Annotated in this window: 22 protein-coding genes; 13 read left to right on the top strand and 9 right to left on the bottom strand. The window is 51.4% G+C overall.

All coding sequences use genetic code 11. The features are described from left to right. Positions 1-37: 37 nt before the first annotated feature. The 4 genes from WHR59_RS12645 to gap all read right to left on the bottom strand — a co-directional run bounded on the left by WHR59_RS12645 (position 38) and on the right by gap (position 3596). Positions 38-742: a fimbria/pilus chaperone family protein gene (locus WHR59_RS12645; protein WP_338843102.1), complete on the bottom strand. Its 705-nt coding sequence runs from the start codon at positions 740-742 to the stop codon at positions 38-40. A 102-nt stretch (positions 743-844) separates the two neighbouring features. Then, positions 845-1522, bottom strand: coding sequence for a DUF1120 domain-containing protein (locus WHR59_RS12640; RefSeq protein ID WP_338843101.1), 678 nt, complete (start codon positions 1520-1522; stop codon positions 845-847). 73 nt (positions 1523-1595) lie between these two features. Next, entirely contained in the window at positions 1596-2291 is a 696-nt protein-coding gene (locus WHR59_RS12635) for a DUF1120 domain-containing protein (protein ID WP_338843100.1), read from the bottom strand. Between the two features lie 303 nt (positions 2292-2594). Further along, the gene (gene gap, locus WHR59_RS12630; protein WP_043016230.1) at positions 2595-3596 is read right to left on the bottom strand and encodes a type I glyceraldehyde-3-phosphate dehydrogenase; all 1002 of its coding nucleotides are present in this window, start codon (positions 3594-3596) and stop codon (positions 2595-2597) included. Between the two features lie 189 nt (positions 3597-3785). Here gap and cybB point away from each other — a divergent pair, with 189 nt between their 5' ends. From cybB to WHR59_RS12615, 3 genes are all read left to right on the top strand, one after another. Then, on the top strand, positions 3786-4316 hold the full coding sequence (gene cybB, locus WHR59_RS12625; RefSeq protein ID WP_003020322.1) for a cytochrome b561: 531 nt from the start codon (positions 3786-3788) through the stop codon (positions 4314-4316). An 871-nt stretch (positions 4317-5187) separates the two neighbouring features. Next, a complete protein-coding gene (locus WHR59_RS12620; protein ID WP_043016231.1) occupies positions 5188-5607 on the top strand; it encodes a translesion error-prone DNA polymerase V autoproteolytic subunit in 420 nt (139 codons plus the stop codon). 2 nt (positions 5608-5609) lie between these two features. After that, positions 5610-6878, top strand: a complete 1269-nt coding sequence (locus tag WHR59_RS12615) for a Y-family DNA polymerase (protein ID WP_043016232.1) — start codon at positions 5610-5612, stop codon at positions 6876-6878. Positions 6879-6977: 99 nt separating this feature from the next. Here the strand turns inward: WHR59_RS12615 and fdnI are convergent, their stop codons facing one another. Genes fdnI through fdnG form a run of 3 tightly spaced genes read right to left on the bottom strand, consistent with a single transcriptional unit; the run spans position 6978 to position 11574 of the window. After that, complete coding sequence (fdnI, locus tag WHR59_RS12610) at positions 6978-7631, bottom strand: formate dehydrogenase-N subunit gamma (RefSeq protein ID WP_338843098.1); 654 nt, start codon at positions 7629-7631, stop codon at positions 6978-6980. Further along, on the bottom strand, positions 7624-8511 hold the full coding sequence (gene fdxH, locus WHR59_RS12605) for a formate dehydrogenase subunit beta (RefSeq protein WP_043016234.1): 888 nt from the start codon (positions 8509-8511) through the stop codon (positions 7624-7626). Before fdxH ends, fdnI begins: the two co-directional genes overlap by 8 nt. Before the next feature lie 12 nt (positions 8512-8523). Then, positions 8524-11574 carry a formate dehydrogenase-N subunit alpha gene (gene fdnG, locus WHR59_RS12600; RefSeq protein ID WP_072033335.1) on the bottom strand — a complete coding sequence of 1017 codons (3051 nt, stop codon included), beginning with the start codon at positions 11572-11574 and terminating at the stop codon, positions 8524-8526. Positions 11575-11928: 354 nt separating this feature from the next. Between fdnG and WHR59_RS12595 the strand changes: the two genes are divergently transcribed. From WHR59_RS12595 to WHR59_RS12585, 3 genes are all read left to right on the top strand, one after another. After that, entirely contained in the window at positions 11929-12204 is a 276-nt protein-coding gene (locus WHR59_RS12595; RefSeq protein WP_003833178.1) for a metal/formaldehyde-sensitive transcriptional repressor, read from the top strand. Positions 12205-12236: 32 nt separating this feature from the next. Then, positions 12237-13355, top strand: a complete 1119-nt coding sequence (locus WHR59_RS12590; protein WP_338843096.1) for an S-(hydroxymethyl)glutathione dehydrogenase/class III alcohol dehydrogenase — start codon at positions 12237-12239, stop codon at positions 13353-13355. A gap of 169 nt (positions 13356-13524) precedes the next feature. After that, the gene (locus WHR59_RS12585) at positions 13525-15213 is read left to right on the top strand and encodes a methyl-accepting chemotaxis protein (RefSeq protein WP_043016236.1); all 1689 of its coding nucleotides are present in this window, start codon (positions 13525-13527) and stop codon (positions 15211-15213) included. Between the two features lie 40 nt (positions 15214-15253). Here the strand turns inward: WHR59_RS12585 and pcaQ are convergent, their stop codons facing one another. Then, positions 15254-16177: a pca operon transcription factor PcaQ gene (gene pcaQ / locus WHR59_RS12580; protein WP_043017902.1), complete on the bottom strand. Its 924-nt coding sequence runs from the start codon at positions 16175-16177 to the stop codon at positions 15254-15256. A 230-nt stretch (positions 16178-16407) separates the two neighbouring features. Between pcaQ and WHR59_RS12575 the strand changes: the two genes are divergently transcribed. The 5 genes from WHR59_RS12575 to rimL all read left to right on the top strand — a co-directional run bounded on the left by WHR59_RS12575 (position 16408) and on the right by rimL (position 21652). Then, positions 16408-17310: a manganese-dependent inorganic pyrophosphatase gene (locus tag WHR59_RS12575; protein ID WP_043016237.1), complete on the top strand. Its 903-nt coding sequence runs from the start codon at positions 16408-16410 to the stop codon at positions 17308-17310. Between the two features lie 120 nt (positions 17311-17430). Next, positions 17431-18774, top strand: coding sequence for a 2-oxoadipate dioxygenase/decarboxylase HglS (locus WHR59_RS12570; RefSeq protein WP_338843094.1), 1344 nt, complete (start codon positions 17431-17433; stop codon positions 18772-18774). 193 nt (positions 18775-18967) lie between these two features. Then, positions 18968-20623 (top strand): glucan biosynthesis protein D, encoded by a 1656-nt coding sequence (locus WHR59_RS12565; RefSeq protein WP_047411098.1) that lies wholly within the window; start codon positions 18968-18970, stop codon positions 20621-20623. Between the two features lie 167 nt (positions 20624-20790). Next, the gene (locus tag WHR59_RS12560; protein ID WP_043016240.1) at positions 20791-21015 is read left to right on the top strand and encodes a YdcH family protein; all 225 of its coding nucleotides are present in this window, start codon (positions 20791-20793) and stop codon (positions 21013-21015) included. Positions 21016-21106: 91 nt separating this feature from the next. Then, on the top strand, positions 21107-21652 hold the full coding sequence (gene rimL / locus WHR59_RS12555; protein ID WP_043016241.1) for a 50S ribosomal protein L7/L12-serine acetyltransferase: 546 nt from the start codon (positions 21107-21109) through the stop codon (positions 21650-21652). On the opposite strand, the gene ydcK is transcribed toward rimL, so the two are convergent. Then, complete coding sequence (gene ydcK, locus WHR59_RS12550; protein ID WP_200007059.1) at positions 21644-22624, bottom strand: YdcK family protein; 981 nt, start codon at positions 22622-22624, stop codon at positions 21644-21646. The two genes, rimL and ydcK, sit on opposite strands and share 9 nt — an antisense overlap. Before the next feature lie 113 nt (positions 22625-22737). On the opposite strand from ydcK, the gene tehA reads away from it, so the two are divergent. Beyond that, positions 22738-23739, top strand: a complete 1002-nt coding sequence (tehA, locus tag WHR59_RS12545; protein ID WP_047411105.1) for a dicarboxylate transporter/tellurite-resistance protein TehA — start codon at positions 22738-22740, stop codon at positions 23737-23739. Further along, positions 23739-24335, top strand: a complete 597-nt coding sequence (tehB, locus tag WHR59_RS12540; RefSeq protein WP_043016244.1) for a tellurite resistance methyltransferase TehB — start codon at positions 23739-23741, stop codon at positions 24333-24335. Before tehA ends, tehB begins: the two co-directional genes overlap by 1 nt. Positions 24336-24368: the final 33 nt, after the last annotated feature.

Raw genomic sequence — 24368 nt, 5'->3', positions numbered from 1 at the left:
CCAGACGGCTTTTATTATACAAAGTCGTACTCTCTTATTATTTATGGTTTAATTCAGCAATAAAGCTTGGAACTTCTACTCCATAGCGACTGGCAGGGAAGAATTTGACTTGTTTATCACCACCAGTGTCTTTACTTAGCGTCAGAGTGATGGACTCGCCGGGCAGAATATGTGTTTTGCCAATGTCAATCGTCGTTTTTGATGGTAAGAAAACGGCATTTTGCGCCAGTCTGACTACATATTTACTGGGGTTGGATAAAGTGACTGTTTTACCAGACTGACTCCATTCCAGATATTTCCACGCATCGGTAACAACCGCAAGCCTGGCCGGGCGAATCAACACAGGAATATCCTGGCGAATATTGATGCCAATTTTAATCCGGTTATCATCGCTTTTCGGCGGTATTCCTTCAAATGTGACGCGCTTATAATGTTCAACATCCAGCGGTTCATTGCTTTGTAAAATAAAACGCAGTTGCTGTGTTTGTTGTGGTTCAAGACGAACAACAGGTTGCGTCACAATAAGTTTTAACCCCTGATCGTCCTTTATATCTATCACATTGGTATACAGCAGTGACGGATGGTCGTCCGTGTTCTTGATATTTATGGTTCCGCTGTGGGTGGCTTCGTCGATCACCAGCAGGCTGGTTTCGGGGACCATGCCAGCCGCGAAGGCCGGTGCCTGCGATATCAATAAAGCACTCGCCAGAACAGCGTTGAGCGTGGTGTTTTTGAATAACATAAATCGTATCTCCTTGATAAAAACAACATTCCATGTTTAGCGTGATGCCTGAAAAAAGAGTAAACGGGATCCGTTTACTCTTGGTGCGATCGCCAGGCTAAATTACAGATAACGCAGGCTGATGGTTACCTGACCATTGAGGTTGGTATCGTCAGTAATTGCGAGGGTCGCGGTATCCTGAATCGCCAGAGATGTGACCAGCGGGAATGTTGCGCTCAGGAACGCCAGCGGCTCGGTGGTACCCGCAGTTGCAACGGTGATGTCACGTACGCTGCTACCCTGGGTCGCGCCATCAGCGCTTTTCGTCCAGTCACCGGTTTTATTTTGCTGATAAATCGTATCAACCGTGTTGGTATCAGCAACGACGCCGCTGGTTTTAACAAACAGGGTGTAAGCGCCAATTTTAACGTTGCCGCCGGTTAGCCCTACGCCGTAGCTCTGCGCACTGCCGAGATAGGTGCCGCCGGTAAAGGTAGCGTCATTCACCGTGATATCCGCACGCGTGTCCGCGCGGTCATCGACCATATTCCAGGACACTTTGGTGGCGGAGGCGCAAGTAATGGTCAGATCAATGTCTTTCTGACCTAACTGATTGACATCCGATGCAGACAGAGATCCCAGGCGAATAGTGCCATAGTTAACGACACCGCTATTGCTCAGTGTGGGTGTGCAGGCTGCGTTGGTCAGTAAACCCTTGACCTTCAGTACGGCAGTCGGGTCTGCTGCAAAAGCGGAAGTCACGCACAGGGAAAGTGCCGTCGCAAGAAGCAGTTTTTTCATTTGTTAATCCTTAACATTAAAATACAGACGTTATTTAAGATTTATGCTCAGATGAATTAGTTAAATAACGTGATTACAGATAAATCATAGTAAACGTCGCCTGACCATCCATATTGGTATCGTCAGTAATTGCCAGCGTTGTTGTATTTTGAATTGCCAGCGTGGTAACCAGCGGTATAGTCACCGTGGTGAATGCCAGCGGTTCTTCGGTACCAGACTTGCCAATGGTGTAACTATATTCGTTATGAGCGAAAACGGTGCTGTAGCTGGCCTCGCTCGCCATGTCATGCCATGGATAAGAAGAGCCGCCAGGTCCAAAGCGTACGAGCAGTGATGCGGAATTACCGTCGGCAGTGACCGTACCGGATGCCGCTCGGATGTTATAGTTGCCAATATTGACGTCGTTGGCCGTTTTACCTACGCCAAACAGGAGTTTTGAGTTACCTATTCCTCCACCACTAGCTCCCGCGTTGTCAATACTAATGCCAGCCGCGCTATCAGCTCGGTCATCGGCAACCTGAAAACCCAGTTGCGTTGGTACCGGGCAGTTAATGACCAGGTTGGTTTCTTTGGCGCCCAGCTGATTATTGCTAGTTGCTGAAAGCGCACTCAAGTGAATTGTGCCGTAGTCGATAGTTGCGCCACCGCCAATTTCTGGCGTGCAGGCAGAGTTTGTTAACACGCCCTGGACTTGCAATACGGTCTGATCTGCGGCAAATGCAGATGCTGTGCACAGTGATAGCGCAGTAAAAAGAAGTGTCTTTTTCAATTGTTAATCCTTAACAAATGTTATCGCTGAGATAATCTCTGGATATCTTAATAGTTTATGTATGAACTCAATGTATAAACCGAATTCATAATATATTGAGGAGGGCGATACTGGCAATTAAGTAAAATTAAATATCAAATTTACATATTTTAACATTTTGTATGTGAATACATTTATGGTGTGGATTTTTTTACTTATGTAGCGAAACACAATAATGACAGAGAAAAGGTGAACCGTCATGATGCTAATGACTACATAACGGTTACTCAACGCAGAATTGAGTAACCGGATGTAATTAATCAGCTAGATCTTGATAAACTTATCCAGCGTACGAATAAGTTGGGTGACAAAACCGTATTCGTTATCATACCAGGCGACGGTTTTTACCAGTTGCAGATCGCCCACTTCGGTAATTTCGGTTTGCGTTGCATCAAATACCGAACCGAAATGCGAGCCAATGACATCTGACGAGACAATTTCTTCGTCGGTATAGCCAAATGATTCATTATTTTGCGTGGCTTTTTTCAGCGCGTTGTTAACCTCTTCAGCGGTGACTTTTTTACCCAACACGGATACCAGTTCGGTGACGGATCCGGTTTTCACCGGCACACGCTGGGCGTGGCCTTTTAATTTTCCGCTCAATGCCGGAATGACCAGACCAATGGCTTTGGCGGCTCCGGTGGTATGGGGAATGATATTCTCCGCCGCCGCGCGTGAGGCGCGTAGATCTTTCCCGCGTGGGCCATCAACCAGCGACTGTGTCCCCGTGTAGGCGTGAATGGTGGTCATGGTGCCAAGCTGAATACCGAAGCTGTCGTGCAGCGCTTTCGCCATCGGCGCCAGGCAGTTGGTGGTGCACGACGCCACTGAAATAATCCGATCGTTCGCCTCCATAGTGTCGTCGTTGACGTTAAAGACGATGGTCTTCATATCGCCGGCAGGGGCGGATATCAGGACTTTTTTGGCCCCTGCATCAATATGCGCCTGTGATTTCTCGGTTGAGGTATAAAAACCGGTGCATTCGATGATTATCTCAGCGCCAGTGGTTTTCCACGGAATGTTTTTGGCCTCTTTCTCCGCGTAAACGGCGATCTTTTTACCGTCGACAATCAGCGCGTCTTCGGTAAAGTCGACGCTCCAGGGAAACGGCCCGTAGTTTGAATCGTGTTTTAACAGATAGGCGAGAATTTTGGGCGAGGTGAGGTCATTAATGGCGACAACCTCCACGCTGCTTTTGACTTCCAGTAGCCGACGCAATACCAGACGACCGATACGACCAAAACCGTTAATACCAATTTTACTCATGGTTTTCTCCTGTCAGGATGGGGCGGTACGACATATTTTCCCTTCCAGGCTTAGTTCAGACAGGCATTCAGGGCAATAGCTGTTTTTGCGGTTAAGCGTAAGCGACTGAAAATGGGTGAACAAAAGTTAATGAATTTTTAACAAAAGCCCGTTATGTTGACGCATTATTGTTTTTATTCAGGAAGTGTTATGGGGAATAAGTATTCTGGCCTGCAAATTGGTATTCACTGGCTGGTCTTTTTGTTGGTTATCGTGGCGTACAGCGCCATGGAGTTTCGCGGATTTTTCCCGCGCAGCTATCGCCCCTTGTTCAACATGGTGCACGTCTCCTGCGGTATCACTATTTTAACGCTGATGGTGGCGCGTCTGCTGGTCAGGCTGAAATACCCGGCTCCGCCGATTGTGCCAAAACCGAAGCCGATGATGACCGGAATGGCGCATCTGGGGCATCTGGTTATCTATCTGTTGTTTATTGTTCTGCCGATTATTGGGCTGGTGATGATGTACAACCGGGGTAACCCGTGGATTGCATTCGGCATCGTTATGCCGCATGCGGCAGAGGCCAACTTTGATTTAGTGGACATGCTGAAGTCCTGGCACGTGACGCTGGCAAATCTGGGCTATTTTGTTATTGCTCTGCATGCCGCCGCGGCCCTGATGCACCACTATTTCTGGAAGGACAATACGCTGTTGCGCATGATGCCGCGCAAACGCTCCTGAGGTCACGCCCCGCAAGCGCGCAATGTCGTTCAGGTTGAACATGTGATTCTTGATCAGGGTTCCGTTCACCTCAGCCGTATCACTTTTCTAAAGCACAGATACCCGTGAACGTGCAAGGGAGGCTCACCGCCGCCTCCCTTGCATCCCAGGCTCCCGGCGGGAAAATCGTCGCTGCGCGAGTTATTCGTCTTATGCCGTCTGCCTGTCGGGTCGGGGCCGAGCCTGCGTCCCTGCAGGCCGTCCCCTCTGCCCGCATCCCTGCGGGCAGACCCGGTCAGCCGTCAACGACTCATCGATTTTCAGCCGGAACGAAGTCATTGCTTCAACGCTCTGACTTCCAGTTAAATCTGTTTTGCTGTTCAGACCAAAAACGCAGATGGTGAGGTGTGGGCTGGCCCGGCTGAAAATTGCCGACGTGTTTCCGTAAGGCCGGGAGAACCCGCAGGGATGCGGGTTCAGGGCGCGCTTTGCAAGGACGCTTCATCGCGCCCGGCCCGGAAGCCTGAAGGAATAAGCGGAGGGAACCACGAAGTGGCAATTTTCCCGCCGGGAGCCGGGATTGTTAAGGGTGCGGCGATAGCACCCTTAACACGTTCACTGGCGTTCAGTGTACAGAGAAGCGATACGGCTGAGGTGAACGGAAGCCTTTCCCTGAAATAGCATGTTTATTACCTACGCCAATACCGTCCTTATCGTTCCGGCTAAATGAACGTCTTCCTTTGCCGAATAAAACAGAAATTATTTTTCCAGATGCGATAAAAGCTTACCGACGAGATGGCTAAACAACGCTCAGTTCGCCACTCACGTCACTTGATTGCTGCGCTTATTAAAACTACTGTATATAAATACAGTGAATAAGAGGCAGATTATTATGTTGTTTTTCCAGCCTGCGCAACACCGCGAAATCAAATGCTTACCGCTATTCAGAGACGTTGTACCCTGTGGCTTTCCTTCTCCGGCGCAGGACTACGTTGAGAAACGAATCGATCTCAATGACCTGCTGGTGCGCCATCCCAGCGCAACCTATTTTGTAAAATCATCTGGTGAATCCATGACAGGAGCAGGGATTGGTGAGGGCGATCTGCTGATTGTCGACAGTGCCAGAAAGCCTACTCACGGAGACATCGTTATTGCCGCTATTGAGGGCGAGTTCACCGTTAAACGCCTGCAATTACATCCGGTGGTGATGCTGAAACCAGAGAACAGCGCCTACGCGCCGATCATGATCGGCAGCGAGGACTCGCTGGATATATTTGGCGTGGTGACATTTATCGTTAAAGCGGCTGGCTGATTATGTTTGCTCTGGTGGATGTTAATTCATTTTATGCTAGCTGTGAGTCGGCATTCCGACCCGATCTGAAGGGCAAACCCGTTGTCGTTCTTTCAAATAACGATGGTTGCGTCATTGCCAGCAGCGCGGAAGCGAAGGTTCTTGGCGTTAATATGGGCGCTCCGTACTTCAAACAGAAAGATCTGTTCAGGCGCTACGGCGTGTTCTGCTTTAGCTCGAACTACGAGCTGTATGCGGATATGAGCAGCAGGGTGATGTCGATTCTGGAGGAGTTGTCTCCACGCGTGGAGATATACAGTATTGATGAAGCCTTTTGTGACTTAACGGGCGTGCGAAACTGTCGGGATCTTACGGATTTTGGTCGGGAAATCAGAGCAACCATTTTACAGAAAACACGTCTCACGGTTGGGGTCGGCATCGCCCAGACCAAAACGCTGGCCAAACTGGCAAACCATGCTGCCAAAAAGTGGCAGGAACAAACCGGCGGAGTCGTGGATCTCTCCAATATTGAACGTCAGCGTAAGCTGATGGCTGCACTCCCGGTTGATGAAGTCTGGGGTGTTGGACGCCGTATCAGTAAGAAACTGGACGCCATGGGCATTAAAACGGTCCTCGATCTGGCGGATACCGACATTCGCTTTATTCGCAAACATTTCAACGTCGTGCTCGAGCGCACCGTACGGGAATTACGCGGTGAGTCTTGTCTGGCGCTGGAAGAGTTTGCGCCGGTTAAACAGGAAATTATCTGCTCAAGATCGTTCGGTGAAAAACTTACCGAGTACAACGCCATGAGAGAGGCAATTTGCACTTATGCTTCACGAGCGGCGGAAAAGCTGCGCAGAGAACACCAGTATTGTCGGTTTATCTCTGCGTTTATCAAAACCAGTCCGTTTGTCCTGAATGAACCTTATTACGGTAACAGCGCGTCGATAAAACTGCTGACGCCAACTCAGGACAGTCGGGAAATTATTGCTGCCGCCACGCGCAGCCTGGACGCAATATGGCGAGAGGGGCGGCGTTATCAAAAAGCCGGGGTCATGCTGGGAGACTTTTTTAGCTCTGGCGTTGCGCAGCTTAATCTTTTTGATGACAACGCGCCGCGGCGTAACAGCGATAAACTGATGGACGTACTGGATACGCTTAATGCGGAAAAAGGTAAAGGAACGCTCTATTTTGCCGGGCAAGGTATACAGCAACCGTGGGCGATGAAGCGGGATATGCTTTCGCCGCGTTATACCACGAGATACAGTGATTTATTGCGCGTGGGGTAGGGTTTGTTATCAGCTCCATACTCAGGTCACGCAGCGCCGTAGCATATCATTGGGCAATTAAGAGAATAAGACCGCTAAATAATAGCGGTCTTATTGATTTTATTTAGGCCCTAATTCCTGCGTTTCTTTTTCATTAAGTTCAACCTCTCGATACCAGCGAGGATGGTGTTTCTTCGCCCAACGTCGACTCACTTTCCCTTCGATCATGCCTTTAATTGAACCTTTCACCCAGAACGCCATGTACATATGAATCAGTATGGCGTGGATTAGCACAATTGCTGCTGTCGCATGGATTAACAAACTCCAGCGAACTATGGTAATTGAGAAGTAATGGGCAAAGTAGGGCCGCCAGATAATAACGCCGGTAACCAGCAATGCCAGAATCAGGCTCATGATACTCCAGAACATCATTTTCTGACCTGCGTTATACTTTCCAACATCAGCAACTTTGTGCTCATTGCCTTTAAGTACCTCAACGATCCCTTTAATCCAGGGGAGATCCTGTTTATCGGGAATATTGTGATGTACGAAACGGACGAACATAAACATCAGCACGACGAAAATCATCACCCCGAAAAACGGATGTAAAATTCGCCCCATTTGCGGCGTACCGAAGGTTTCGGTGAGCCATTGCAGCGTCGGGAAGAACAGCGCAATACCGGAAAGCGACACAAGGAAGAAGCTTATCACCACCGTCCAGTGACAGGCCCGGTCGATGAATTTGGTGCGCAGAATCATTTTGCGTTTACTCATGACCGTTCTCCTCTTCATCATCATCCGTCTCTTTGTTTGGCCCGACGCCCACGTAGTGGTAAATCAACCCGGCAAAGGTGGCGATAAATCCAGCGGCGGAGAGCGGTTTTAGGATCCCCTTCCACAGATTCACCGGCGCGGCGATCGTTGGATCGTCCGGTAGGTTGTGGTACAGCGACGGCTGGTCCGCGTGATGAAGCACATACATCACGTGAGTGCCGCCGACCCCTTGCGGGTTGTAGACGCCCGCATTGGCATAGCCGCGTTTTTTCAGCTGCATAACGCGAGTATCCGCCGCGTTCAGCATCTCTTTTTTAGTCCCAAACTGGATGGCGCCGGTCGGACAGGTTTTCACACAGGCAGGTTCCTGACCTACGCTGACCCGGTCGACGCACAGCGTACATTTGTAGACCCGGTTATCTTCAGGATTAAGCCGTGGAATATTGAACGGGCAGCCAGCAATGCAGTAGCCGCAGCCAATGCAGTGCTCTGACTGAAAGTCGACAATCCCGTTGGCGTACTGAATGATTGCTCCGGCGGATGGACAGGCTTTCAGGCATCCCGGGTCGGCACAGTGCATGCAGCCGTCTTTGCGGATAAGCCATTCCAGCTTGTCGTTCTGGGTGGTTTCGCTAAAGCGCATTACCGTCCAGGACTTAGCACTGAGATCGGTCGGATTGTCGTAGACGCCGTTGCAGTAGCCTACTTCATCGCGAATATCGTTCCACTCTGAGCAGGCCACCTGACAGCCTTTACAGCCAATACAGGTGGTGACATCAATCAGTTTCGCCACTTCAGCACGGTAATCCCGCGCCTGGGGCGGTGGCGTGATACTGTTCGTCGCCGAGCGTTTAATAATATCTTGTGATTGCATTGTCATGAGTTCCCTTCCTTACGCTCGCTCGATGTTGACCAGAAACGCTTTATATTCCGGTGTTTGCGAGTTGGCATCACCCACCGATGGCGTTAAGGTATTAGCGAGGAACCCTTTGCGCGTAGCACCTTCAAAGCCCCAGTGACAAGGGATACCGATAGTATCGACCTGCTTACCATCTATCATCAGCGTTTGTAGACGTTTAGTGACTACCGCCTTTGCTTTGATAAAGCCGCGTTTCGACGTCACTTTCACTGTATCACCTGCCGCAATGCCTTTTTCGCTCGCTAGCGCCTCACCGATTTCGATGAATTGATCGGGTTGAGCGATGGCGTTGAGCAGTGCATGTTTGGTCCAGTGGCGGAACAGTTCGGTAATAGAGTAAGTTGTGGCGACGTACGGGAAGGCATCCGCTTTACCCATATTGGCGATATCGTCATGGTAAATACGTGCAACCGGGCTGGATACAACATCCGGGTGTAGCGGGTTGGTACCAATAGGCGACTCAATGGGTTCGTAATGTTCCGGGAATGGCCCGTCGTTCATTTTGTCGATGGAGAACAGACGCGCTACGCCTTCCGGGTTCATGATAAACGGACCAACGTTGCTGCCCGGTGCGGCCTGGCCGTAGTCGGCTACGTCCATACCGGCCCATTTTTTGCCATCCCAGTGCAGCAGGGCGCGTTTTGGATCCCATGGTTTTCCTGATGGATCGGCCGAAGCGCGGTTGTAGAGAATACGGCGGTTGGCAGGCCAGGACCACGCCCAGCCTGGTGTGCAGCCCAGACCATACGGATCGCTGTTGTCGCGATTGGCCATCTGGTTACCCTGCTCTGTCCAGCTTCCGCAGTAAACCCAGCAGAAACTGCTGGTCGAACCGTCATCGCGCAGCTGTGCAAAACTGCTGAGCTGCTGGCCTTTTTTGGCAATAAGCTGGCCTTTGTCATCATAAAGGTCTTCAAGTGCCTGGCCATTTGCTTCACGCGCAATCTCTTCCGGGTGCGGGTCGTAGGGATCTTTATAATTCCAGGCAATATTCAACAAGGGCTGTGGATTCGCGCCGCCTTCTTGCTGATATAGCTCGCGCAGCCGCATAAACAGGCGGCCAAGGATCTTCCCGTCATGTAAGGCTTCCCCAGGTGGTTCTGCTGCCGCCCAGTGCCACTGTAACCAACGCCCGGAGTTAGCAATTGAGCCGTTTTCCTCAGCAAAGCAGGAAGAGGGCAGACGGAAAACTTCGGTCTGAATATCTGCCGGTTTCACATCATTCATTTCGCCATGATTCTGCCAAAAATTGGAAGACTCAGTGACCAGGGGATCGATAACCACCATATATTTCAGTTTTGAAAGCGAGCGGGATGATTTGTTTTTATCGGGAAACGCCGCCAGCGGATTAAATCCCTGAACGATGTAACCATTAATTTTCCCTTCAAGCATCAATTCGGCCTGAGTCATTACGTCATACAGGCGATCCCATTTAGGCAGCCAGTCGTAACCCCAGTTATTTTTCGCGGTTGCGCGATCGCCCCAGAAACTTTTCATCATGCTAACAAAGAACTTCGGCGTATTTTGCCAGTAGTTGACCTCATTCACGCCTAGCGCAGGCGGCGTGATTTGAGAAATATAGGTCTGGTAGTCTGGCTGTTTTTCCGATGGTAGCGGCATATAACCCGGCAGGTTCGTCGATAACAGGCCAAGATCGGTATAGCCCTGAATATTGGAGTGGCCACGTAGGGCGTTAACGCCACCGCCCGCCATGCCTATGTTGCCCAGCAGTAATTGGAGCATACCGGCGGCGCGAATAATTTGCGCTCCGGCGGAGTGGTGAGTCCAACCCAAAGCGTAAAGGATAGTTGCAGTGCGGTCAGGCACACTGGTGCTGGCGAGAATTTCGCAGATACGATTGAAGTCTGCCAATGAGGTCCCACACAAGCGGTTAACCATTTCGGGCGTATAGCGTTCGACATGGGCTTTCAACAGATTCAACACGCAAAGTGGGTGGTTTAGCGAGTCATCACGCAGGGCGTAACCCTGCTCATCAAGCTGATAAAACCAGCTCGACTTATCATATTGACGTTTCTTATCGTCGTAGCCGCTAAACAAGCCGTCATGGAACTGATAGTCATCACGGATAATCAGACTGGCGTTAGTGTAATGACGAACATAGTCGTGCTGTACTCGGTCGTTTTTCAGCAGATAGCGGATCACGCCTAGCAGGAATGCGGTGTCGGAACCAGCGCGAATTGGTGCGTACAAATCAGCGACTGCGGCGCTACGGTTAAAGCGCGGGTCGACCACCACCACGGTGGCGTCGTTTTTAGTTTGCGCTTCGACCACCCATTTAAAACCTACCGGGTGCGCCTCAGCGGCATTGCCACCCATAATAAGCACTACGTTGGCGTTTTTGATATCGACCCAGTTGTTGGTCATTGCGCCACGCCCAAAAGTTGGTGCAAGAGCAGCAACGGTGGGGCCATGACATAATCGTGCCTGACAGTCGATAGCGACCATCCCTAATCCCCGAGTAAATTTACCGTCGAGGATCCCGGTTTCATTGCTTGCCGCTGAAGAACATAGCATGCCTGTAGTGGGCCAGCGGTTGACGGTAACGCCCTGGGCGTTTTTCTCAATAAAGTTGGCATCGCGGTCATCTTTCATGAGTCGGGCAATACGGTTAATCGCATCGTCCCAACTAATACGTTGCCATTTATCCGAACCCGGTGCGCGATATTCGGGATACTGCAGACGCGTTTCACTATGAATATAATCCAGCACACCAGCGCCTTTCGGGCACAACGATCCACGGCTCACCGGATGATCCGGATCGCCCTCAATATGGTAGATACTTTCTTTGACGTTTTTGGCTGTATCGCCAAGGCTGTACATCAGCATGCCGCAGCCTACTGAGCAGTACGTACAGTTATTACGCGTCTCTTTTGCTTTTAAGAGTTTATATTGACGGGTTTCCGCGTGAACGGAAAAAGATGATAAGAATCCGAGAGATGCAACAGTTGTTCCTGCCATACCGCCCGCACAGATTCGAAAGAACTGCCTCCGGCTGAGCTCCATTTTTTCTCCTGCTTAAACTTAAGACATGAAAAAGGATGGTTATTGTAAGGTTAAATTGTTTTATAAACCATTAACTTTTAGTGGTTATTGACGTGAGAGAGTATTAGTGCTGTTAGCCTGGAATATAGATTAGTAAAAAATTGATCATGTCAGGTTGGTTGCCGATACGTTCGATGAATGGTGTATTCAGGACCTGACAATATCAAATGCCTTCGAATCCACTTATGACAAAACTGGAGAGTGGAAGAGGGTTACTAAACGTTTAAACTAACTCATTGATATTTAATAAATCATATATTTTACAGCTAAATAACAAATCTGATAGTATACCCCCCTATAGTATTAGGAGGGCGTATGCCGCATTCACCTGAAGATAAAAAGCGCATTCTCACCCGTGTACGCCGTATTCGCGGTCAGGTTGATGCGCTTGAGCGCGCGCTGGAGTCCGGCGAACCGTGCCTGGCTATCCTGCAGCAAATTGCCGCCGTGCGCGGCGCATCCAATGGCCTGATGGGCGAAATGGTTGAGATCCACCTGAAAGACGAACTGGTCAGCGGGGAAACGACGCCAGACCAGCGTGCCGTGCGTATGGCTGAAATCGGCCATCTTCTGCGTGCTTATCTAAAATAACACCATCACCTCGCAATAATGGGAAGAGACAAATGAAATCACGTGCAGCAGTTGCATTCGGCCCCGGCCAACCGTTAAAAATTGTCGAAATCGACGTCGCACCACCAAAGAAAGGTGAAGTGCTGGTTAAAATTACCCACACCGGCGTGTGTCATACTGACTCTTTCACGCTCTCCGGCGACGATCCGGAAGGTGTGTTCCCGGCGGTACTTGGCCACGAAGGTGGCGGTATTGTGGTTGAAGTGGGAGAAGGCGTCACCAGCCTGAAACCGGGCGATCATGTGATCCCGCTGTACACCGCTGAATGTGGCGAGTGTAAGTTCTGTAAATCGGGTAAAACTAACCTGTGTCAGGCCGTACGCGCGACCCAGGGCAAAGGTTTGATGCCGGATGGCACAACGCGCTTCTCGTACAACGGTGAGCCGATTTATCACTATATGGGCACCAGTACCTTCAGCGAATACACCGTTTGTGCGGAGATCTCTCTGGCGAAGGTTAACCCGCAGGCTCCGCTGGACAAAGTGTGTCTGCTGGGTTGTGGTGTGACCACCGGTATTGGAGCGGTCCATAACACCGCAAAAGTAAAAGAAGGCGATACCGTAGCCGTATTCGGTCTGGGCGGTATTGGTCTGGCGGTCATTCAGGGCGCGGTGCAGGCGAAAGCCGGGCGTATTCTGGCCGTTGATACCAATCCAGAAAAATTTAAGCTGGCAGGTGAAATGGGCGCGACCGATTTCATCAACCCGAAGGATTACGACAAACCGATTCAGGATGTGATTGTCGAGCTTACCGACGGCGGCGTGGACTTTAGCTTTGAATGCATCGGTAACGTTAACGTGATGCGCGCGGCGCTGGAATGCTGCCATAAAGGATGGGGCGAAAGCATCATCATTGGCGTGGCGGGAGCAGGGCAAGAGATCAAAACGCGTCCGTTCCAGTTGGTAACCGGGCGCGTCTGGCGCGGTTCTGCGTTTGGCGGCGTGAAAGGCCGTACCCAGCTCCCAGGCATGGTTGAAGAAGCAATGAGCGGGAAAATTCAGTTGGATCCCTTTATTACCCACCGTTTACCGCTGGAGCAGATTAACGAAGCGTTTGATTTAATGCGTCAGGGTAAGTCCATCCGTACCGTTATCCACTTTGACGATAACTGATTCATTGGCCAGCGGATTTCACCGCTGGCACTTTCCTGAATTTTTTAGAATTATGTTGTGAAAGTGTGACGAATCCGGCGCTTTTCACGGTAAGTAAACTTCCCGGATTGCCGATGACTATCTAACGGGCGTGTTTTCACGCATAAACCCTACAAGAGAGTCGACGGTCATGGACAACACTACATCGATGCAAGCCCAGAATAAACTGGGCTTTCTGCATCAAATCCGGCTGGTTCCGCTGTTTTCCTCCATTCTCGGTGGCATCCTTCTGCTGTTCGCCTTAAGTTCCGGACTGGCAAGCTATTTTCTTATGCAGGCCGATCGCGATCAGCGCGACGTGACCGATGAGATTCAGGTCAGGATGGGGTTATCTAACAGCTCTAACCATTTACGTACCGCACGTATCAACATGATCCACGCCGGCGCGGCGAGCCGTATTGCCGAAATGGATGACATGAAGGCCAATATTGCCGAGGCAGAAAAACGGATTAAGCAGTCGCAGGACGGTTTCAATGCTTATATGTCACGCGCGGTAAAAACGTCTGCCGATGAAGCGTTAGATGCTGAACTGAGCGCCAGCTTCAAAGCCTATACCGACGGCTTACAGCCTATGTTGAAGTACGCTAAAAACGGCATGTTTGAAGCGATCATCAACCATGAAAATGAACAGGCCAGACCGCTGGACTCTGCTTACAACAAGGTGTTGTTAAAAGCGATCGACATTCGTACCGCAAGGGCGAACCAGTTAAGCGAACAGGCGCACCAACGTACACAGCTCGGCATGGCTTTTATGCTGGGTGCATTCGTTCTTGCGCTGGCGCTGACCGTAATGACGTTCATTGTTCTGCGTCGTACCGTCATTCATCCTCTGCTGCGTGCAGCCCTGCGTATTGAGCAAATTTCCGCAGGGGATTTGACCATGCAGGAGGAACCGACCGGGCGCAGCGAAATTGGTCGCCTGAGCCGCCATTTGCAGACAATGCAAAGATCGCTTGGGAAAACGGTGGGCACTGTACGTCAGGGGGCGGAAGAAATTTATCGCGGTACCAGTGAGATTTCGGCAGGGAACACTGATCTGTCTTCACGTACCGAACAACAGGCCGCGGCGATTGAACAAACGGCGGCCAGCATGGAAGAGCTGACGGCCACGGTGAAGCAAAACGCCGACAACGCGCATCATGCGAGCAAGCTGGCGGAAGATGCTTCCGGCAAGGCCAGCCGGGGTGGTCAGATGGTCTCTGGTGTGGTGAAAACCATGGGCAATATCTCAACGAGTTCGAAGAAAATCTCCGAAATCACCGCCGTGATTAACAGCATTGCTTTCCAGACCAATATTCTGGCGCTGAACGCAGCGGTCGAAGCGGCGCGGGCAGGAGAGCAGGGGCGCGGGTTTGCCGTCGTTGCCAGTGAAGTACGTACGCTGGCAAGCCGCAGCGCTCAGGCGGCAAAAGAGATTGAAGGATTGATCAGCGAATCGGTCCGACTGATTGACCAGGGCTCCGGAGAAGTCGTCGCGGCGGGCAATACGATGACGGATATTGTCGATGCAGTAAAACGCGTCACCGACATCATGCTGGAAATTGCGGCAGCCTCTGATGAGCAGAGCCGGGGTATCGTACAGGTGAGCCAGGCGATATCAGAAATGGATAAGGTTACGCAGCAAAATGCCTCGCTGGTTGAAGAAGCATCGGCTGCGGCAGCCTCTCTTGAAGAGCAGGCGGCACGCTTAACACAAGCCGTTGGCACATTCCGGTTAACCGGGACAAGCGCAATTAAACGCGCTCCGGTGACCACTACTGCGGATCATTCTCGTCCGCAGGCGGCAACGGCCAGCGGCGATAACTGGGAAACGTTTTAACAATAAATAAAGGGACCATCTGGTCCCTTTATTTTTGGCATCAAAACGGTACGGTTTTACGTATTGCGGCGATAAGGATCTGCGCGGCCTGAGAGAGTTGCACATCGACCCGGGTAAGAATCCCGATGGGTTCACCCGCACCGTGGGTGGGAATCGGTAATGACACCAGCGTCGCCTGGCGTAAATCTTCTCTAACCGCGCCTGAAGGGACAAACCATACATAGTCGTAATCAACTGTCAGTTGGCGGGAGAGCGATGCTGACAGCGTTTCAATACAGCCAGGCGGCATTTTACAGCCCTGACTTTGCAACAATGCCTCTGCGTGCTGGCGAGGCGCGGTTCCTTTTGGTGAAACCACCACCGGCCACTCCATGACCCGGCTCAGCGTAATGGTTTCTTGCAACAACGGGTGGTTAGGGCGGACAACCAGTTTGAGCGATTCCAGAAACAATAATTCGTAGTTCAGACCGACCATCAATTCCGGATCGGCCATACGGCCAATGCCGAGGTCAATTTCCCCTGACTTTAAACCCGCCAGGATCATGGGATTACTCATGGTGGCAACCTGCAGCGTGGTTTCCATTTGCTGCTTATGAAACGGACCAATGACCGCCGGCAGAATGCCCAGTGCTGCGGTGGGTAAGGCGCCAACCCGTACGACATCAGTCTGCGACTCTTCACGCTGGTTTAACGCTTGCCCGGCGGTGTTAAGCGCATCCAGCACTCTTACTGCGTGGGTAAGAAACTGCTCTCCGGGCAGCGTTAACTGTGCGCCGAGGCGGCCACGCTCAAAGAGCCGGGTACCGGTCAGTTGCTCCAGTTCATTTAGCGTTTTGGAGAGGGCCGGTTGGCTCAGGTTAAGGGTCTCAGCCGCGCGCCCCAACGTTCCCTGCTGTGCAACGGCGACAAAAGTATGAAGGTGGCGCAAGCGAATGCGCTGATTGAACAGAACATTTTTTTCCATAAGCGATGTTAAAAACAGAGCCGTATCGGTGACAAGTGAAGTTGTTCGTTTTTGATAACCTGATAGCAAAATATTATTAACATTTATCATGTTTTACTTACAACTAATTTATTTTGCTTATGTTTTGTACAGCATTGCTGGGGGATGGGATCATGGAAGGGAATGGGCCAGGTCGATATACTGTAGTTATTGTTTGCTTTTGAACCATTCTCTTCACAAGGCACTGATTAATGATACATGTAATAGGGCACCTTAACCCCGACAGCGATGCCATTTGTACTGCTGCCATGACGGCGCGTTGGCTTACTTTACGTGGCCAACAGGCGACGGCATGGCGTCTGGGCGAACCGAACCGCGAAACGCAATTTATTTTTGAGCATGCGGGGCTGGAAATGCCTGAACGGCTGACGTTCGAACTGACCGATAGTGATGTCTGGCTGGTCGATTTTACCGAGCCGGCCCAGGGGCCGGAATCGCTGGCAGAAAGTAACGTGGTGGGAATTATCGATCATCACCGACTCGGTGGATTAGTGACTCGCCTGCCGCCAGAAGTGTGGGTGAAGCCCGTCGGCAGCAGCGCGACGCTGTTATGGCAACTGATGACGGAAGATGAGCGTAACCAGCTGTCTGCCGCTGAGGCCGTTTTACTGCTGGGCGCCGCGTTGAGTGACACTGTCACGCTTCGTTCGCCAACGACCACCTCCGACGATCGCCTGGCCGTGGATGAGCTGGCCCAAAAAACCGGTGTGGACCTTGACGCTTTTAGTCGCGACCTGCTGTCTGCCAAAACCAGCGTGGATGGGATGAGCGCCCGCGAACTTCTGCACAAAGACATTAAAACTTTCACCATCCATGGACATTCGGTCTGTGTGGCGCAGCTTGAACTGTATGCGCTGCAACAGGTGGATGCCGTGCTGGCCGATCTTCGTCTGGAAATGGCGCGCTATGCAGAGGAAAAGAATGCTGCGCTGGTGGTACTGATGCTCACCGATATTAATCTGGGCGACACCAGCCTGTGGTTCGCCGGTTCTGAGCTCGCAGACATCCCGCAGCCCTGCAAAGTTGAAGGTATGCTCAGCCGTAAAAAACAGATGCTGCCCTGGCTGGAAAGTCATTTAAAACCACGCCAGTAGGTTTTGTTCGCCGTCTGTATAGGTGGGAAGTTTACGCGGGGTCACACTTTGTAAATTCTTCCCACCGGAGTCAGCGGCGTTCTCTACACTCCAGGTAATATTCACTGGAGACATGACATTATGGCGAACACCATCACGGCAGATGAGATTCGGGAACAATTTTCGCAGGCAATGTCAGCAATGTACCAGCAGGAAGTCCCGCAATATGGCACGTTGCTGGAACTTGTCGCTGATGTGAATCTGGCGGTACTGGAAAATAATCCCACGCTGCATGAAAAACTGGCCAATGCAGATGAGCTGGCCCGACTCAACGTTGAGCGCCACGGCGCTATTCGGGTGGGGACTGCGCAAGAACTTTCTACGCTGCGCCGGATGTTTGCCATTATGGGCATGTATCCGGTGAGTTATTATGATCTCTCCCAGGCCGGCGTGCCTGTACATTCCACCGCTTTTCGTCCCATCGACGATGCGTCGCTTTCGCGCAACCCGTTTCGGGTATTCACCTCGTTATTACGACTCGAATTAATCGAAAACGCCGCGCTGCGCCAGAAGGCCGCGGAGATCCTCGCAAAACGCGACATTTTCACCCGGCGTTGTCATGCACTGCTGGATGAGTTTGATGCGCAGGGCAGTTTTACGCCTGAGCAGGCGCAGGAGTTTGTGCATGAGGCGCTGGAAACTTTTCGCTGGCATCAGCATGCCACGGTCGATGAAGCGACCTATCACGCATTACACAACGAACACCGGCTGATTGCCGATGTGGTGTGTTTCCCCGGTTGTCATATCAACCATCTGACGCCGCGTACGCTGGATATTGACCGGGTACAGTCAATGATGCCGGAATGCGGCATTGAGCCGAAAATATTGATTGAAGGGCCGCCGCGCCGCGAGGTGCCGATTTTATTACGTCAGACCAGTTTCAAAGCGCTGGAAGAACCGGTGTTGTTTGCCGGAGAAATGCGCGGCACTCACACGGCGCGTTTTGGCGAGATCGAACAGCGCGGCGTGGCCCTGACGCCGAAAGGCAGAGCGTTGTACGACGAGTTGCTGAATAACGCGGGAACGGGAAAAGACAACCTGACACACCAGCTACACCTTCAGGAGGTGTTCAAAGCCTTCCCGGACAGCGAATTCCTGCTGCGCCAGCAGGGACTCGCCTGGTTCCGCTATCGTCTGACGCCATCAGGCGAAGCGCATCGGCAGGCGATTCGCCCGGATGACGACCCGCAGCCGCTCATTGAACGGGGCTGGCTGGTTGCGCAACCCATCACCTACGAAGATTTTTTACCGGTGAGCGCCGCGGGAATTTTCCAGTCGAATCTGGGGAATGAAACTCAGGCTCGCCGCCACGGGAATTCCAGCCGCGACGCGTTTGAACAGGCATTGGGGTGCGCGGTTTATGATGAGTTCGCGCTGTATCAGGAGGCGCAAGATCGAAGTAAACGTCGGTGTGGTTTACTTTAATGGAATTTACATGGGATTCGGTCTGTTCCCATCGACATAAAATATTTTCGATTTTGTACAGATAATCGGCGACCAACAATTGGATTATTAATGAATTTTGTCTAGAGTGAGCGGTCAGAAATGTGCACTCTCTTGCCGCTGATTTTGACCGGCGCGGGACCATTTACACGACCAGAAGGACTCACTTTCAGGCATGAATCGCAGACGATTTATTAAAGGTTCAATGGCAATGGCCGCCGTGTGCGGAACCAGTGGTATTGCATCACTCTTTTCCCGCGCCGCCTTTGCGGCAGAGTCTGACATTGCAGACGGAAAAACCGTACGTTTTGATTTTTCCGTTCTGCAATCGATGGCCCATGACTTAGCACAGAAGCCCTGGGGCGGCGCTCCGCGCGCGTTACCGGACACGCTGGCGAAACTGACGCCGCAGGCCTACAACAGCATTCAATATGACGCAGAGCAGTCTCTGTGGAACAACGTTGAAAATCGTCAGCTTGATGCACAGTTCTTCCATGTGGGAATGGGCTTCCGTCGCCGTGTACGCATGTTCTCGGTTGATGGCAGTACGCATATGGCGCGTGAAATTCACTTCCGTCCGGAACTGTTTAAATACAACGATGCGGGTGTGGATACCAAACAGCTGGAAGGGCAGACTGACCTCGGATTCGCCGGATTCCGCGTGTTTAAAGCGCCAGAACTGGCTCGCCGCGATGTCGTTTCTTTCCTGGGCGCCAGCTATTTCCGCGCCGTGGATGACACCTACCAGTACGGTTTATCGGCCCGCGGTCTGGCGGTAGATACCTACACCGACAGCAAAGAAGAGTTTCCTGATTTCACCTCTTTCTGGTTCGAAACGGTTAAACCGGGCGCAACCTCCTTTACCGTGTATGCGCTTCTCGACAGCCCTAGCGTAACGGGCGCATTCAAGTTTGTGATCCACTGCGAGAAAACGCAGGTGATCATGGATGTACAAAACCATATTTACGCGCGTAAAGACATCAAGCAGCTCGGCATTGCGCCGATGACCAGCATGTTCAGCTGCGGCAATAATGAACGTCGGATGTGCGACACTATTCACCCGCAAATTCATGACTCCGATCGTCTGGCGATGTGGCGGGGCAACGGCGAGTGGATCTGCCGCCCGCTGAATAACCCGCAAAAACTGCAGTTCAACGCCTATACCGATAACAACCCGAAAGGGTTTGGCTTGCTGCAGCTCGATCGCGACTTCTCCCATTACCAGGACATTATGGGCTGGTATAACAAACGCCCAAGCCTGTGGGTCGAACCGCGTAACCAGTGGGGCAAAGGGACCATCGGCCTGATGGAGATCCCAACGACCGGTGAAACGCTGGATAACGTCGTCTGCTTCTGGCAGCCGGATAAGAAGATCAAAGCCGGCGATGAGCTGGAATTCAAATATCGCCTGTACTGGAGCGCTCAGCCGCCGGTGCGTTCGCCGTTGGCTCGCGTGATGGCGACCCGGACTGGCATGGGCGGTTTCCCGGAAGGATGGGCGCCGGGCGAGCACTACCCGGAAAAATGGGCGCGTCGTTTTGCCGTTGATTTCGTCGGCGGCGACCTGAAAGCGGCTGCGCCGAAGGGTATTGAACCGGTAATTACGCTCTCCAGCGGTGAAGCGAAACAGATTGAGATCCTCTACGTGGAACCTATCGACGGTTATCGCATTCAGTTTGACTGGTATCCTACCTCTGACTCAACCGATCCGGTAGATATGCGTATGTTCCTGCGTTGTCAGGGCGACGCCATCAGCGAAACCTGGCTGTATCAGTACTTCCCGCCAGCGCCGGATAAACGTCAGTACGTTGACGACCGCGAGATGCGTTAATCACTTCCTTTACGGCTCTCCAGATGGGGAGCCGTATCTGCAATCCTCCTCATAACGACTCTGTACACTATTTACTCGATCCTGTTCGCATTTTTCTGTATGCCAAATGGGTACTCTGTGGGTGTGTATTTCTTATACACATTCTTGTCCACTAACAGGGAGAAAGTATGTTTCCAGAATACAGAGACCTTATTTCCCGACTGAAAACCGAGAACCCTCGCTTTCTGTCCTTATTCGAAAAACACAACAGCCTTGATCATGAGATCTCCAGACTGGAAGGTTCGGATGGTCGGGGGTATAGTTTGGACATTGTTCGCCTTAAGAAACAGAAACTCCACCTGAAGGAAGATCTGCTCAAAATATTGCAAAAAGAGAGTGTCAGCGAGAGCTAAGCAAAACGGCACTTGCTGTGTAAAAGGGCTTCCAAAAGGGAAGCCCTTCCTGTTTTTATTTAATGAGATTAACCAGCATAACGGAATGAAAATGTCAGAAGTGATTACCATCAATGACACGTTAGAACTGCGTGCCGTAGAAGAGCAACACGTCACACCTCTGCATCAGTTGGTGCTTAAAAATAAAACCTGGCTCCAGCAGTCGCTGAACTGGCCGCAGTTTGTTGCCTCTGAGGAAGACACCCGCAAGAACGTGCAGGGCAATATGATGCTGCACCAGCGCGGTTACGCCAAAATGTTCCTTATTTTTGCGCAACAAACTGTGGTGGGCGTCATCTCGTTTAACCAGATAGAACCGCTGAACAAAGCGGCTTATATTGGCTACTGGCTGGATAAGGAGCAGCAGGGAAAAGGCATCATGACCCTGGCGTTACAGGCATTGATTCATCATTTTGCACAGCGTCAGGAGATCCGCCGCTTTGTGATTAAATGTCGTGTGGAGAACGTTGAGAGCAACCAGGTGGCGCTGCGCAATGGCTTCCAACTGGAAGGGTGTATGCAACAGGCGGAGTTCCTTAACGGTGATTACCATGATGTGAATCTGTATGCCCGCATCATTGATGGTCCCTCAGAATAAGCCTGCGATAGGTGTGCGCGTAATGCGCTGCTCACCGTTGATCACCTTCGGCCCGCGCAGATGAATAGCATCGCCATCAAACGCTTCAATGTGCGCCTGGCCGGTTATTTCAATATGATGCTCGATCAGCACTTCGCCCTGCACGCAGGCGTGACCTTCAATCAGGATATGACCATCAAGCTGGAGCGGCCCACCGCGTAAATGCGCGTGACCGCCGACCAGCACATGGTGTTTCAGCACGCAGTTACCTTCAACCACCGCGTGCTCCGCCACCTGCGAGCTGTAGCGCAGGGTAGGAATAGCGTCTTCTCCGGTTCCGGCGACGACGCGCGCATGGCCGTAGACTTTGGCGCAATCGCAAATCCAGACATTGTTCTCTTCATTACCTTCCACTTGGGCGAACTCAAAAACTTCCACCCGATGTTCGATAAACGCATAGTTGATTTGCGCATCGCCATAGATCTGCGCCTGATGAACCACCCGAGAATGACTGACGGTGGCCCGTTCGTAAATTTGCAGAAGCTGGTCGCGTTCACGGGTTAGCCCCCTGGCGGCGATGATTTCAGAGCCACACATAACGCGCGCATCACCGAAGAGAAGGCACTCACCGCGAACCACCGAATCCTGAATGGTGACGTTGTCACGTATTTGCGCGTTGTGGCTGATTTCAGCCCGGTCAATCCACACGGCATCGCTAATCTGCGCGCCATCTCTGATTACGCTTGACTGGGTAATGCGGGCGTTTCCTGTAATCGTCGCCCCGGCAAACGCGAGCGCGTTTTCATCGTAAATCCAGCAGTCGCCGCTTTGCGACAATACGCATTCGTCATCAATCCAGCCGCCCGGTGTACCGGCCAGGACATCACTAAAATCAGTGAGCGCAATGATTTGGCGTAGTAATACGCTTTTTTTATTGCCATTATCCTGGTAACTAAAGGAACGAGGCTCATCGCCCAGACGATATTTGGTCATAGCTCATTTCCGTGTGGCGCACCTTAGTTAAACGTAGCAAAGTTTTCCGCACTGGCTAAATCAGCGGAAATTCCATAAAATGCATTTCAAATATACTTTAAAAAATAAACAAAATGAGTAAGAACAAACAGAGTGAGCGGGTCCTCAATCTTCCGGCCGGTTATTTTGGCATGGTACTGGGCATCATCGGGATGGGATTCGCGTGGCGTTATGCCAGTCAGGTGTGGCCAGTGAGCCACCGGATTGGCGACGGTTTAGTGATTCTCGCCATGGTCATTTGGGGGCTGCTGACGCTAGCATTTCTGAGCCGTTTACTGCGTTTTCCGCATAGCGTATTGGCGGAAATTCGTCACCCAGTGATGAGTAGCTTTGTCAGTCTGTTTCCGGCCACCACGATGTTGGTAGCGATTGGTTTTGTCCCATGGTATCGACCGCTGGCAATTGGATTGTTCAGCATTGGGGTGGTGATACAGCTGGCATACGCGGCCTGGCAAACGGCAGGGTTATGGCGCGGTGCGCATCCAGAGGAAGCCACCACGCCGGGTCTGTATCTGCCAACCGTCGCCAATAACTTTATCAGCGCAATGGCCTGTGGAGCGCTTGGTTTCAATGATGCAGGATTGGTGTTTTTGGGCGCAGGGGTATTTTCCTGGCTCAGCCTGGAGCCAGTGATTCTGCAACGTTTACGTAGCTGCGGCGAGCTGCCTGCGGTTTTACGAACCTCACTTGGCATTCAACTGGCGCCTGCGCTGGTCGCCTGCAGCGCCTGGCTTAGCGTCAACGGCGGCGAGGGCGATACGTTAGCTAAAATGCTGTTCGGCTATGGTTTGCTGCAACTTCTGTTCATGCTACGCCTTATGCCGTGGTATTTGTCACAGCCATTTAATGCGTCTTTCTGGAGCTTCTCGTTTGGTGTGTCGGCTTTGGCGACAACAGGGCTGCACCTGGGGCACGGAAGCGATTCGGGATTTTTTCATACGCTGTCGATCCCACTGTTTATTTTTACCAATTTTATCATTGCATTATTACTGGTACGTACGTTTGCATTGCTGATGCAGGGAAAACTGCTCATCCGCACGGAGCGTACTGCATTACTGAAATCTGAGGATAAATAATGACCCTTTGCGACGAAAACTACTTTACTGAGAAATACGATTTAACCCGTACACATTCCGATGTCGTTGAAGCGGCAAAAATTGTAAAACCGGGAAAAACGTTGGATCTGGGCTGCGGTAACGGTCGTAACAGCCTGTACCTTGCGGCAAACGGTTATGACGTGACAGCATGGGATAAAAACCCCATGAGCATCGCTAATCTTGAAAGGATCAAAGCCGCTGAAGGGCTGACTAATCTGCAGGCGAATGTTGCGGACCTCAACGCATTACGCTTTGATGGCGAATATGATTTTATTCTGTCTACCGTTGTGCTGATGTTCCTTGAAGCCAAAACTATCCCTGGCCTTATTGAAAATATGCAACGTTGCACGAAACCGGGTGGATATAACTTAATCGTTGCGGCGATGGATACCGATGATTTCCCGTGCACCGTTGGTTTTCCGTTCGCATTTAAAGCCGGAGAATTACGCAACTATTACAACGGGTGGGATCTGCTGAAATATAACGAAGACGTGGGCGAACTTCATCGTACGGATGAAAACGGTAATCGAATTAAACTGCGCTTTGCCACAATGCTGGCACGTAAAACTGCCTGAGTCTCCCGTCTGGGTTAACTCTTTCTGCGTTCA

Origin of the sequence: Citrobacter europaeus (assembly GCF_037482245.1) — a bacterium.
Taxonomy (GTDB): Bacteria; Pseudomonadota; Gammaproteobacteria; order Enterobacterales; family Enterobacteriaceae; genus Citrobacter; species Citrobacter europaeus.
This window is presented reverse-complemented; position numbering and strand designations above follow the sequence as displayed.